The organism is Achromobacter sp. 1014246743 (genome assembly GCF_059760725.1).
Genome location: NZ_JCBANA010000076.1, coordinates 1 through 12,355, shown reverse-complemented (window position 1 = coordinate 12,355; position 12,355 = coordinate 1). Strand labels below are relative to the sequence as shown.

The following is a 12,355-nucleotide window of genomic DNA, read 5'->3' as shown; positions in this document are numbered from 1 at the left end:
CGCCCCAGGCGACAAGCCGAAGCTCACCCCGCCGTGCGCGCCCCGTTCGACAGGTGCATCAGCAACGCGCCGCCCGCGATCAACGCCGCGCCCAGCAACCGGCCCGGGTTCAAGGCGTTGGCGGCAAACCCCACCAGCGCATAGCGATCCAGCAATAGCGCCGCCAGCATCTGGCCCGCGATGACCGCGGCCAGGAAGGCGCCGGCGCCCAGGCGCGGGGCCAGCATCAACGCCGCCGTGATGTAGAACACGCCGGCCAGCCCGCCCGTCCAGCCCCACCACGGCAGGCGGCCGATTTCCGCGAAGCTGGGCGCCGGCACGCGCATCAGCGCCATCACCGCCATGGCCGCGATGGCGCTGATGGCCAGCGAGGCCATCGTGGCCCACAGCGGATGGCCCAGATGACGGCCCAACGCGGCATTCGCACCGGCCTGGAAGGGCACAAGGGCGCCGGCCAGGATGGCGGCGGGGATGGCGAAAAGAGAAGTGCCGTTCATGGCGAGACTCCGATTCAAGAGGGATTGGCGCTATTCTCTTATTCACCAGACGCTGACTCCAATTCGATAATCGTCTATCGAATATGCACCAAATGAATAATCCAGAAACCGCATCCGGCATTGCCCCCAACCTGCGCGCGGTGGACCTGAACTTGCTGGTGGTGCTGGACGCCCTGCTGCACGAACGCCACCTGACCCGCGCCGCCGCCCGGTTGCCGATGAGCCAGCCCGCGGTCAGCCATGCCCTGGCCCGCCTGCGCACGCTGCTGGGCGACCCGCTGTTTCACCGCACGCGCGGCGGCCTGCGGCCCACGCCGCACGCCCTCGCGCTGGAAGCGCCGCTACGCGACGTGCTGGCGCAGGTGCGCCGCCTGCTGGCCGGCGCGGTGTTCGAGCCGGCGGCCAGCAGGCGTACCTTTCGCCTGGCCATGTCCGACTACGGCGCCAGCGTGGTGCTGCCGCCGCTGGTGCACCGCTTGCGCCAGGACGCCCCCGGCATCGACCTGGAAATCAGCTACACCAGCCGCGGCGGCATGATCGCGGGCGTCGCCGACGGCCAGCTGGATCTGGCCCTGGCCGTGTTCGGCGAAACCCCGGCCGACATCCGCCGCACCGTGCTGTTCGATGAGCCGTTTGTCTGCGTCACGGATGCGGCCAGCGCGTCCGGCCCGCTGACGCTGGATGCCTATCTGGCGCGGCCCCATGTGCTGGTGGCCGCCAGCCAGGACCAGCGCTCGGGGGAAGTGGATGCAGCCCTGGCCCGCCTGGGCCGCGCGCGCCGCGTGGCGCTGCGGTTGCCCCACTGGACGGCGGCGCCCGCCGTGCTGGCGGGTACCGACCTGGTGTTGACGGTGGCGCGGCGCACGGTCGTGCCCGTGCCGCCCGGGCTGGCGGTACAGCCGGTGCCCTTTGCGATCGACCCGCTGGGCTTCGAGATGATCTGGCACGAGCGCGCCGACGGCGACGCCGGGCTGCGCTGGCTGCGCGAGTCATTGGCCGCGCTGATGGCGTGACAAGGGGCCAATCGCAACGCGGCCAGCCTTGCGCCAACCGCCTGCCTGCACGCCGCCGGCATCGACGGCCCCTGCGCGCCCTCAGTCGCGCGCCCGCGGCGCCATGAACTCCGGCCCGACGGGGTCCTGGATGTTCTTGTCCAGCAGCTCGTCGATCTCGGCCATCTCGGTGTCGGTCAAGTGCCAGCCGAACGCATCGTCCACGCCGTTCAACTGGTCCGGCCGGCGCGCGCCCCACAACGCGATGGTCGGGCCGCTGTCCAGCACCCAGCGTATCGCCAGCGCCAGCACCGACTTGTCGTGGCGGATGCGCGCAAACGCCTCCAGCTCCTTGGTGGCGCGCACGTACTGGTCAAACCGCGGCCGACGGAACTTCGGGTCGTTCGACCGCAGGTCGTCGGCGCCAAACGTCGTATCCACCGTCATGCGGCCCGACAGCAGGCCGCGGCACAGCGCGCCGTAGGCCAGCACCGCCAGCTGATGCTCGCGGGCATACGGCAGCACGTCGGCTTCGATGGCGCGTTCGAACAGGTTGTACGGCGGTTGTACCGACGCCAGCGGCAGCACGGCGCGAAACTGGTCCATCTGCCCGGGCGAATAATTGCTGACGCCCACCGCCAGGATCTTGCCTTCGCGCTGCAGATCCTGCAGCGTGCGCGCGGTGTCTTCGATCGGCACCCGCGGATCGGGCCAGTGGATCTGGTACAGGTCGATGCGGTCGGTGCGCAGGCGGCGCAGCGAATCTTCCACCTCGCGGCGGATGCGCGCCGGACTGGAATTGCGCCGCACGCCCTCGCCTGCCCATTCCAGGCCCGCCTTGGTGGCGATCACGGCCTGGTCGCGAATGCCCTGCAAGGCCTGCCCGACCATTTCCTCGGCGTGGCCAAAGCCGTACACCGGCGCGGTGTCGATCAGGTTGATGCCGCGCTCGATCGCGCCGCGCAGCGTCGCCACGGACGCGGCATCGTCCGCGCCGCCCCACATCCAGCCGCCAATCGCCCACGTGCCCAGGCCGATCCTGGACACAGGCGTGGGGATTCCTTCAATACGCATGGTCTCGACCCGCATTGCTCGGTACTCCTACACAAAAGTTTGATGAGTGTAGGTCAGGTATTATTGATTAAAATTCAACGATCTATTCAATCGCCGCTGCCCCCCCATGCCCTCCTACAGCCGCCACGACCTGGCCGATCTCAGCGCCTTCGCGGCCATCTGCCGCCGCGGCAGCTTCCGCCTGGCGGCCAGCGAACTGGGCGTGTCCACCTCGGCCCTCAGCCATGCCCTGCGCAACCTGGAAGGCCGCCTGGGCGTCAAGCTGCTCAACCGCACCACCCGGTCGGTCGCCCCCACCGAGGCCGGCCGCAAGCTGGCCGCGCAACTGGACCAGAGCTTCGGCGAAATCGGCGAGGCCCTGTCCGAGCTGGCCCAATACCGCGCCGGCCCACTGGGCGGCCTGCGCATCAACGTACCGCGTGACGCCGCGCGGCTGCTGCTCAGCCCCGTGCTGGCACGCTATCTGCACGACTGCCCGGGCGTGAAGATCGAGGTGGTGGTCGACAACAATATGGTCGATATCGTCAAGGCGGGCTTTGACGCCGGCATCCGCTTTGGCGACACGGTGCCGCAGGACATGGTCTGCATGCCGCTGACACCGCCGCTCAAGTGGGTAGTGGTGGCCACGCCCGCCTATCTGGGCCGCCACGGCACGCCCAGGACGCCCGACGACCTGCTGCGCCACGCCTGTATCCGCCTGCGTCTGGGCGACCAGACGCTGTACCGCTGGGAATTGGGCCAGGGCGCACGCGCCTGCGAAGTCGACGTGCCGGGCGCCCTCATCGTGAACGACACCGACATGGCGGTGGACGCCGCGTTGGACGGGCTGGGCCTGGCCTATTGCCTGGAACGCTACGCCGAACCGCACTTGCGCGCCGGCCGCCTGCGCCGCGTGCTGGACGACTGGGCACCCGCCGGCGCGCCGCTCGTCATGTACTACCCCAGCCGGCGGCAGCTGGCGCCCGCGCTCAGCCGCCTGATCCAGGCCATCCGGGCGGCCAGCGGCCTGCCGGACGCGATCGGCAGCCAGGGCCCAGGCATCTTGCCGCGTTGACGGACCCAGGGGCTCGGCAACTGCGGCGGGCCTGCGAACGGCGACCGCAACTGGCCTACTATGGCAGGCAACGATGGCAGGCGCCGATCACAGGCACCGCCCGCTTCCTGGAGACATCATGGCCCCCGATTCCCCGACCCGCCCCGACGCCCCCGCCCCGCTGCTGCTGCGCACGACGCACGCCGGCATCGCCACCTTGCGGCTGAATCGGCCGGCGCAATTCAATGCGCTGTCCGAGGCATTGCTGGAGGCGTTGCGCGTGGAAATCGATGCCCTGGCACGCGACACCACGCTGCGCTGCGTGGTGCTCGAATCGGCTGGCCGCGCCTTCTGCGCCGGCCACGACCTGCGCGAAATGCGCAGCCAGCCGTCGTTCGACTACTACCTGGCGCTGTTTCGCCAATGCAGCCGCGTGATGCAGGGCCTGCAAGCGCTGCCGGTGCCGGTCATTGCCAAGGTGCGGGGCATCGCCACCGCCGCGGGCTGCCAGCTGGTGGCCAGCTGCGACCTGGCCGTGGCCGCCGACAGCGCCACCTTTGCCGTGTCCGGCATCAACGCGGGGCTGTTCTGTTCCACGCCCGCCGTGGCACTCAGCCGCAACGTGTCGACCAAGCGCGCCTTCGAGATGCTGGTCACCGCGCGCTTCATCGACGCTGCCCAGGCGCAGGATTGGGGCCTGCTGAACGACGTGGCGCCCGAGGCCGAACTGGATGCGCGCGTGCAGGCCCTGGCCGAGGTCATCGCCGCCAAGAGCCCCAGCGCCATCCGTTACGGCAAGCGCATGTTCTACGCCCAGCGCCAGATGCCGCAGGCCGAGGCCTACGACTATGCCGCCGAGGTCATGGCGCGCAACATGATGGAAGAAGACGCGGCCGAAGGCATCGATGCTTTCCTGCAGAAGCGCGCGCCGCAATGGCGCGGCTGAAGACCGGCGCTTGGCGCTACGCCAGCCAGGCCAGTGCCCAGCCGCCTGCCGCGGCCGCCAGCACCACCCACACGGGCGACCAGCGCGCGTAGACCAGCAGGCCGAACAACGCCAGGGCCAGGCCGAAGTCGGCCTTGGTCAGGATGGCGCCCGTCCAGACAGGGTCGTACAGCGCCGCCAACAGGATGCCCACCACCGCGGCATTGACGCCCGCCACCATGTTGCGCACCCCCGGCCGGCGCCGCAGGCTTTCCCAGAACGGCAACGCGGCCGCCAGGATCAGTGCCCCGGGCAGGAATATCGTCACCAGCAAGAGCGCCCCGCCCGCCCAGCCGGACAACGGCCCCGACGATGCCGCGCCCAGGAACGCCGCGAACGTGAACAAGGGCCCCGGCATGGCCTGCGCCACGCCATAGCCCGCCAGGAAATCGGCACTGGACACCATGCCCCCGCCCACCGCCGCCGTGTCCAGCAGCGGCAGCACGACGTGGCCGCCGCCGAACACCAGCGCACCGGCCCGGTAAAAGCCGGCCACCTGTGCCGCCAACGGCATCCCCGACCACACGGCCCACAGCGGCAAGAGCCCCAGCAGCGCCACGAACACGGCCAGGCACAGATACCCCGTCCGCCGCGACACACCCTGCGCGCGGTTGGCCAGGATCGGCCGCGGCGGCACCTGCAACAGCGCTCCCCCCGCAATCGCGCCCAGCGCAATCGCGCCCAGTTGCCCCAACGTGGTCGGCACGAACACCGCCATCAGCGCCGCGGCCATCGCCAGGCCGGCGCGCGGCCGGTCCGGACAGAGCGAACGGCCCATGCCCCATACCGCCTGCGCAACGACGGCCACCGCCGCCACCTTCAGGCCATGCACCACTGCCAGGCCCGGCGCGCCGCCCAACTGCGCCACTCCCAGGCCCAGCAGCACCATGGCCAGCGCCGACGGCAGCGTGAACGCCACCCAGGCCGCCAGCATGCCCGGCCAACCCGCCCGCTTCAGTCCCAGCGCCATGCCCACCTGGCTACTTGCCGGCCCGGGCAGGAACTGGCAAAGCGCCACCAGGTCGGAAAACGCGTAGTCGTCCAGCCAGCGGCGCCGGTCGACGAATTCTTCGCGGAAATACGCCAGGTGGGCGACCGGCCCGCCAAAGGCGGTCAGGCCCAGCCGCAGGAACGCCAGGAAGACCTCGATACAGGACCCCTGCTCGGCCGGCGTGGCCTCGTGCGTCGCCGGTTTGCTGGCGATGCGTTCATCATGAGAAGGCGGCTGCGGCGGCATCGTGACACTCTGCACGGATGGAGCCCCGGATTGCGGCTCCCCTGAACCCTGCTTATAGCCGGCCCGGGCCGCCGTTTCAATCCGCCATTGCCATGGGGTTGGCCGTGACGCCCGCGCAGTGACTTCATGAATCTTCACAAATCCCACACAAATCCGGGCGGATTACCCTGCCGCCGCCCGGTAGCATTGCGCAGCCCGAGGCATCGGGCCAGGCGCCCGGACGGCTGTTGTGCCGCCACGGTGCCCACAGGAGTCTCACACACCATGCTCAAGTTCACGATCCGCATCTTCGTGGTCGCCGCCATTGCCTACATCGCTGCATCGCAGCTGGTGAACCGCAGCCTGGGGTACCTGCTGGACTCCGTCAGCGCGGATCTTTCCTACCAGGCCGTGCGCGGCCAGATGTACGCCCTGCACAAGGACCTGGACCCCATCGAGCCGGAATCGCGCGCCGCCTTCATCCGCGACACCCTGCGGCCCCACTACGGGCTGGAACTGAAGCTGGTCACGCCCGAACGCATCGAAGCCACCGAACAGGAAAAGCAGGACCTGGCCACGCGCGGCTTCATCATGCGCGACGAATACAACACCTACCTGGCGCCGTTGCCGGGCGAGCCGCGGCAATGGCTGGAAATGCGCCTGCCGGGCGAACCCACGCTGGAAAAATGGATCACCTGGACGGCCTGGCTGGCGCTGAGCATGGTCATCGGGGCCGTCCTGCTGCTGCTCTGGGCGCTGCCGGTATGGCGCGACCTGGACTCGCTGCGCAACGCCACGCTGCGCATGGGCCAGGGCGACCTGGGCGTGCGGGCGCGGCTATCGCATTTTTCCGGTATCCGGCACGTGGGCGAAAGCTTCAATCAGATGGCCGAACGCATCGCCGCGCTGGTCGAAAACCAGCGCAGCCTGACCAACGCCGTCTCACACGAATTGCGCACCCCGCTGGCCCGCCTGTCGTTCGAGGTCGACATGCTGGGCCAGGAAAAATTCCAGGCCAAACGCGAGCAGATCCTGCACGACATGCGCACCGATATCTCGGAACTGGAAGCGATGGTGGAAGAACTGCTCGTGTACGCCCGCCTGGAACGCCCCGCCGACGACATCGTCAAGCAGGAAACCGTGGACGTGCGCGACTGGCTCGGCGAAGCGCTGGCCCAGGTGGCGCACCAGGCCGACTCGCGCGGCGTGCGCTGCCACGTGCGCGACGAGGGCCTGCCCGCCCATGTGCAGCTGCACCCGCGCTACATGAGCCGGGCGCTGCTCAACCTGGTGCAGAACGCCGTGCGCTATGCCAAGGGGCGCATCGACATTTCGCTGACGGCCTGCCCCGCGGGCGGCTTCGAACTGATCGTGGACGACGACGGCCCCGGCATTGCCCCGGCCGACCGCGAACGCATCTTCGATCCCTTCGTGCGCCTGGACGAAAGCCGCGACCGCGGCACGGGCGGTGCCGGGCTGGGGCTGGCCATCGTCAAGCGGGTGGCCGCCAGCCACAAGGGCACCATCGAGGTCCACGACAGCCCCTTGGGCGGCGCACGTTTCGTGCTGCGCTGGCTGTCGCCGCGCGATACCGCACAATGACCGCCAAGGCGTCCCGGCGTGGCCGGCACGGCAATAACCGGATCCCCTCAATTACACCTGGCGCGTCTCGATCCTGCCGGGGGCACCCGTGCCCGCGACACCGTCCTGACCCGGCGGGCGGGCATGCACCTGATCGATGCGCAGCCCGTCGCGGCGCGTGATCTCGAAGCGCCAGCCGCCCCATGCGATCACGTCGCCCGCTTCGGGAATGCGACCTTCCGCCCGCAGCAGACAACCGGCCAGGGTCGCGTCGCCATGGTCATCGGCCAACTCGGGCGCATCCAACAGACGCGCCGCTTCGGCCAGCGCCAGGCGGCCGTCCAGCAGCCATGAACCGTCCGACAGTTGCAAGGCATCGGGCGCTTCCTCGCTGTGTTCGGGCAGGTCGCCCGCCACGGCCTCCAGCACGTCCATCGGCGTCACCAGGCCTTCGCACACGCCATGCTCGTCCACCACGATCAGCATGTGGTCGCGCGAGGCCCGCAGTTCTTCCAGCACCCGCAGCACCGGCGTGGTCTCCATGACGTAGCGCGGTTCGCGCGCCAGTTCCACCAGGTCGATCGGGCCGGGGTTCTGCAGCAGCGGCAAGAGGTCCTTGAAGTGCAGCACGCCCAGCACGTTGGCGGGGTCGCCCGCGCACAGCGGCAGGCGCGAGTGGCCCGAGGCGAACTTGCGCACGATGGTATCGGGCGAATCGGCCACGTCCAGCCAGACCATGTCGCCGCGCGCCACCATGATGGCGCGCACGTCGTGCGAGCCCATTGCCAGCACGCGCTCGATCATCGAGCTTTCCTCGGGGGCAAACGCGGGTTCGTCGCCGGCGCTGTCCACCAGCGCCACCACGTCGTCGGCCTGTTGCGACGGCTGGCCACCGCTGCGGCCGGCGCGCAGCAGGCGCAGCACCGCCTGCGCGGTGCGCTGGCGCCGGCCCAGCGCATGGGCGCCGCGGGCCCGGTTGCGGCGCGCCAGCTGGTTGCACAGCTCGATCAGGATCGAAAAACCGATGGCCGCATACAGATAACCCTTGGGCACGTGAAAGCCCAGGCCTTCGGCCACCAGGCTGAAACCGATCATCAGCAACAGGCCCAGGCACAGGATCACCACCGTCGGGTGGCGCGCCACGAAGCCCATCAGCGGACGGCTGGCCAGCATCATGACGGCCATGGCCACGACCACCGCGATCATCATGATGCTCAGGTCCTGCACCATGCCCACGGCGGTAATGACCGAATCCAGCGAGAACACCGCGTCCAGCACCACGATCTGCAGGATCACCTGCCAGAACACGGCGTGCTGCACCTTCTGGCCACTGTCATGGCCGGCGCTGCCTTCGACGCGCTCATGCAGTTCCATGGTGCCCTTGAACAGCAGGAACAGGCCGCCCAGGATCAGGATCAGGTCGCGCCCCGAGATCTCGGCGCCCAGCACCGTAAAGAGCGGCGCGGTCAGCGTCACCACCCACGCGATGCTGGCCAACAGCCCCAGCCGCATCACCATGGCCAGCGTCAGGCCGATCAAGCGGGCGCGGTTGCGCTGCGCCGGCGGCAGCTTGTCGGCCAGGATGGCAATGAACACCAGGTTGTCGATACCCAGCACGATTTCAAGAATGACCAGCGTCGCCAGGCCAAGCCAGGCAGTCGGGTCGGACATCCAGTCGAAGATCATCAACGTTCCACGAGAATCAGGAAGGAATGGGCGCGCAGGCGCGCGCGTGCTCGAGCCGTCGCCTGGGGCGGACTCGGGCAGGATAGATCCGGGGCTAGCGCCCGTGTCGGACGCGCGGGCGGCGCGCGGCCGCCGATGCGGGGCGTGGGCGCTACCGGGATGACCGGCGCGCGGCCATCGGTGTCGTGGGAAACCGGCCTGGCGTGGCCGGATGCCGGGATGCGGCAGGAAGATGGGGCTGGGCGCCGCGCGGTGTGGGGCGCCCGACTAGGAGGCTCGTCGGTCATAGATGGCGAAATCGTCGGGGGCTTGCCGGGCAAGCGCGGACCGCGTGTTTCGCCGTGCTCTCATTCTTTCAGGAAGCTGAATATTAGCTGAAATGTGTTGCCGAGAAAAATCCGGGGAGACCCGCATGCAACGCTTGTCGGCGTAGCGGAAACAGTGACACACTCAGTGCACGCACATAAGCTGTCGCGGGATCTCTTTCACTCAGGAGCCGAACGCTCCGGAGGCCGTCGCCTTGCGGACCTGTGTGCCGCACGCCTGCCCCCGCCTGTCGGCTCCGCTGCTGGAGCGATGAATGGACGATCAACCTGTTTCCGGACGGCGCGGCCTGCTCAAGGCCCTGGCCCTGGGCGTACCCGGCGCCGCATGGGCGCCCGCTACCCTGGCCGCTCCCGACCGCCCCGCCGCGCCCGCCGCGGCGGCCCCCGCCCCCAACCGCACGCTGAAATTCCTGAACGCCCAGGAAGCCCTGGCGATGGACGCCATTGCCGCGCGGCTGATTCCGGCCGACGAACTCGGCCCCGGCGCCAAAGAGGCGGGCGTGACGCAATTCCTGGATGGCCAGCTGGCCGGCGCCTGGGGGGCGGGCGACCAGTTCTACCGCCAGGGTCCTTTCGAGAAAGGCACGCCCGAACAGGGCTACCAGCTGTCGTTCACCCCCGCCGAGATGTTCCGGCGCGGCCTGGCGGCGCTGGATGCCGCCACCCGCAAACAGGACGGCAAGCCCTTTGCCGAACTGGACACCGCGCGCCAGGACGCCTGGCTGCACGACATGCAGGCCGGCAAGCCGGACTTTTCGCCGCTGCCGTCCGACGTGTTCTTCCAGGCGCTGCTGGATGCCACCATCGAAGGCTTCTTCTCCGATCCGCTGTACGGCGGCAACGCCGACATGGTGGGCTGGAAGCTGGTGGGCTTTCCCGGCGCCTTCGCGTCGTTTTCCAACGATATCGAACGCCATGGCGTCATCTGGGCCGGCAAGCCCGTGTCCATCGCAAACGCCCAGGGCCACACGATGAAACCGGGAGGTGGACATGGCTAAAACGTTACCCGCAGTGGATGTGGCGATTGTCGGCGGCGGCTGGACCGGCGCCATCATCGGCAAGGAACTGGCCGCCGCCGGCCAGCGCGTGCTGGTGCTGGAACGCGGCCAGGCGCGCTGGCCCTCGCCCGATTTCCAGGGCCCCTATGTGCATGACGAGCTCAAGTACACGCGGCGCCACGAACTGCACCAGAATGCCGCCACCGAAACCTTCACCTTCCGCAACAACACCGACCAGAAGGCGCTGCCGATGCGGCGCTGGCAATTCGCCTATCCGGGCACGCACCTGGGCGGCGCGGGCAACCATTGGTCGGGCGCCTACTACCGCTTCGACCCCACCGATTTCCGCATCCGCAGCCACTACACCGAACGCTACGGCGCGGCCATCTTCGACAAGGAACTGACCTGTCAGGACTGGCCCATCAGCTACGACGAGCTGGAACCGTACTTCGACCGCTACGACTACCTGATCGGCGCCTCCGGCCAGGCCGGCAACCTGAAAGGCCAGAAGCAGGAAGGCGGCAATCCGTTCGAGCCGTGGCGCTCGCGGCCCTACCCCAACCCGCCCATGAAGGTGCCCTACGCCCCTGCGCTGTTCGGCGAGGCCGCGCGCAAGCTGGGCTATCACCCCTACGTGCAGCCGTCCGCGCTCTGTACCCGGCCCTACGTCAATACCGAAGGCCTGCACATGAGCGCCTGCGTGTATTGCGGCTTCTGTTCCAACTTCGGCTGCGAACACTTCGCCAAGGCTTCGCCGCAGGTCTGTATCCTGCCGGTGGCCCTGAAGCTGCCCACCTTCGAACTGCGTACCGGCGCCCACGTGCTGCGCGTGGAACTGACGCCGGACAAGAAGCGCGCCCGCGGCGTGACCTACGTGGACGAGGCCGGCGAGGAAATCTTCCAGCCCGCCGAGATCGTGGTGCTGTGCGCCTTCGGCATCAACAACGTGCGGCTGATGCTGCTGTCGGGCATCGGCCAGCCCTATGACCCTGCCACCGATACCGGCGTGGTCGGCCGCAACTACACCCACCAGACCACCTCGGGCGTGAACCTGTTCTTCGACGAATCGGTGAACATCAACCCCTTCATGGGGGCCGGCGCGGTGGCCGTCACCATGGACGACTTCAGCGCCGACAACTTCGACCACGGCCCGCACGGCTTCGTGGGCGGCGGCTACCTGCAGATCCAGGTGGTCAGCGGCGCGCCCATCGGCTATCACCCCACGCCCAAGGGCACGCCGGGCTGGGGCGCCGAATGGAAAAAGGCGGTCAAGCGCTACTACAACCACTCGGCCAACATCACCATCACCGGCTCGGCCCAGCCGTGGCGCGGCGGCTACCTGAGCCTGGACCCGACCTACAAGGACGCCTGGGGCCTGCCCCTCTTGCGCGTGACCTACGACTTTCCCGACAACGACATCCGCATGTCGGCGTTCCTGACCGAGCGCGGCGACGAGATCGGCCGCGCCATGAAAGGCGTGACGCGCACCGAACCCGGCCCGCGCAAACGGCCATTCTCGGCCACCGCGTACCAGTCCACCCACCTGACCGGCGGCGCGGCCATGGGCAGCGATCCGGCCACCAGCGCCGTCAACCGGTTTGGGCAGTCGTGGGACGTGCCCAACGTGTTCGTCACCGGGGCCGCGCTGTTCCCGCAGAACTCGGGCTACAACCCCACGGGCACGGTAGGCGCCACCGCCTACTGGATCGTCGAGAAAATCAAGGCGGACTACCTGCGTTCGCCGGGGCGGCTGGTGTCATCATGATCGAACATCGCAAAGGCATTCTCATCACCGTCGCGCTGATGGTCGGCCTGCCCGCCATCACCCTCATCGCCACGCTGCACCAGATGTACGGCACCGGCGGCGACGGGCCGATCCGGGCGTCGGCCGTCACCGCGCCGCCAGCGCCCAAGGCTGCGGCGGCGGCCGCGGGCGCCCCGCCTGCGGCGGCCCCAAGTACCCCGCC

10 protein-coding genes and 1 pseudogene are annotated in these 12,355 nt (G+C 69.0%); 7 read left to right on the top strand and 4 right to left on the bottom strand.

The annotated features are described in order from the left end of the window. Positions 1-23 precede the first annotated feature (23 nt). A complete protein-coding gene (locus AC6LJ2_RS25160; protein WP_263913386.1) occupies positions 24-497 on the bottom strand; it encodes a DMT family transporter in 474 nt (157 codons plus the stop codon). Between the two features lie 92 nt (positions 498-589). Between AC6LJ2_RS25160 and AC6LJ2_RS25155 the strand changes: the two genes are divergently transcribed. Further along, a complete protein-coding gene (locus AC6LJ2_RS25155) occupies positions 590-1,510 on the top strand; it encodes a LysR family transcriptional regulator (RefSeq protein WP_498152419.1) in 921 nt (306 codons plus the stop codon). 81 nt (positions 1,511-1,591) lie between these two features. On the opposite strand, the gene AC6LJ2_RS25150 is transcribed toward AC6LJ2_RS25155, so the two are convergent. Further along, on the bottom strand, positions 1,592-2,563 hold the full coding sequence (locus tag AC6LJ2_RS25150) for an aldo/keto reductase (RefSeq protein ID WP_445658978.1): 972 nt from the start codon (positions 2,561-2,563) through the stop codon (positions 1,592-1,594). A 106-nt stretch (positions 2,564-2,669) separates the two neighbouring features. On the opposite strand from AC6LJ2_RS25150, the gene AC6LJ2_RS25145 reads away from it, so the two are divergent. Beyond that, complete coding sequence (locus AC6LJ2_RS25145) at positions 2,670-3,617, top strand: LysR family transcriptional regulator (protein ID WP_498152418.1); 948 nt, start codon at positions 2,670-2,672, stop codon at positions 3,615-3,617. A 118-nt stretch (positions 3,618-3,735) separates the two neighbouring features. After that, on the top strand, positions 3,736-4,542 hold the full coding sequence (locus AC6LJ2_RS25140) for an enoyl-CoA hydratase (RefSeq protein ID WP_498152417.1): 807 nt from the start codon (positions 3,736-3,738) through the stop codon (positions 4,540-4,542). 16 nt (positions 4,543-4,558) lie between these two features. On the opposite strand, the gene chrA is transcribed toward AC6LJ2_RS25140, so the two are convergent. Next, complete coding sequence (chrA, locus tag AC6LJ2_RS25135) at positions 4,559-5,818, bottom strand: chromate efflux transporter (protein ID WP_445659163.1); 1,260 nt, start codon at positions 5,816-5,818, stop codon at positions 4,559-4,561. Positions 5,819-6,082: 264 nt separating this feature from the next. On the opposite strand from chrA, the gene AC6LJ2_RS25130 reads away from it, so the two are divergent. Then, the gene (locus tag AC6LJ2_RS25130) at positions 6,083-7,399 is read left to right on the top strand and encodes an ATP-binding protein (protein WP_498152416.1); all 1,317 of its coding nucleotides are present in this window, start codon (positions 6,083-6,085) and stop codon (positions 7,397-7,399) included. A gap of 51 nt (positions 7,400-7,450) precedes the next feature. Here the strand turns inward: AC6LJ2_RS25130 and AC6LJ2_RS25125 are convergent, their stop codons facing one another. After that, complete coding sequence (locus AC6LJ2_RS25125; protein WP_498152415.1) at positions 7,451-9,064, bottom strand: TerC family protein; 1,614 nt, start codon at positions 9,062-9,064, stop codon at positions 7,451-7,453. 580 nt (positions 9,065-9,644) lie between these two features. Here AC6LJ2_RS25125 and AC6LJ2_RS25120 point away from each other — a divergent pair. From AC6LJ2_RS25120 to AC6LJ2_RS25110, 3 genes and pseudogenes are all read left to right on the top strand, one after another. Beyond that, a complete protein-coding gene (locus tag AC6LJ2_RS25120; RefSeq protein ID WP_263913393.1) occupies positions 9,645-10,388 on the top strand; it encodes a gluconate 2-dehydrogenase subunit 3 family protein in 744 nt (247 codons plus the stop codon). Then, positions 10,381-12,153, top strand: a complete 1,773-nt coding sequence (locus AC6LJ2_RS25115; RefSeq protein WP_445658971.1) for a GMC family oxidoreductase — start codon at positions 10,381-10,383, stop codon at positions 12,151-12,153. The genes AC6LJ2_RS25120 and AC6LJ2_RS25115 overlap by 8 nt, the downstream gene beginning before the upstream one ends. Continuing rightward, a pseudogene (locus tag AC6LJ2_RS25110) lies at positions 12,150-12,355 on the top strand (c-type cytochrome); the annotation flags it as partial. The gene AC6LJ2_RS25115 and the pseudogene AC6LJ2_RS25110, both read left to right, overlap by 4 nt.

Excerpts from the sequence above, each read along its gene's own strand:
- AC6LJ2_RS25160 (WP_263913386.1), bottom strand. The coding sequence starts at position 497 with ATGAACGGCACTTCTCTTTTCGCCATCCCCGCCGCCATCCTGGCCGGC.
- AC6LJ2_RS25155 (WP_498152419.1), top strand. The coding sequence starts at position 590 with ATGAATAATCCAGAAACCGCATCCGGCATTGCCCCCAACCTGCGCGCG.
- AC6LJ2_RS25150 (WP_445658978.1), bottom strand. The coding sequence starts at position 2,563 with ATGCGTATTGAAGGAATCCCCACGCCTGTGTCCAGGATCGGCCTGGGC.
- AC6LJ2_RS25145 (WP_498152418.1), top strand. The coding sequence starts at position 2,670 with ATGCCCTCCTACAGCCGCCACGACCTGGCCGATCTCAGCGCCTTCGCG.
- AC6LJ2_RS25140 (WP_498152417.1), top strand. The coding sequence starts at position 3,736 with ATGGCCCCCGATTCCCCGACCCGCCCCGACGCCCCCGCCCCGCTGCTG.
- chrA (WP_445659163.1), bottom strand. The coding sequence starts at position 5,818 with ATGCCGCCGCAGCCGCCTTCTCATGATGAACGCATCGCCAGCAAACCG.
- AC6LJ2_RS25130 (WP_498152416.1), top strand. The coding sequence starts at position 6,083 with ATGCTCAAGTTCACGATCCGCATCTTCGTGGTCGCCGCCATTGCCTAC.
- AC6LJ2_RS25125 (WP_498152415.1), bottom strand. The coding sequence starts at position 9,064 with ATGATCTTCGACTGGATGTCCGACCCGACTGCCTGGCTTGGCCTGGCG.
- AC6LJ2_RS25120 (WP_263913393.1), top strand. The coding sequence starts at position 9,645 with ATGGACGATCAACCTGTTTCCGGACGGCGCGGCCTGCTCAAGGCCCTG.
- AC6LJ2_RS25115 (WP_445658971.1), top strand. The coding sequence starts at position 10,381 with ATGGCTAAAACGTTACCCGCAGTGGATGTGGCGATTGTCGGCGGCGGC.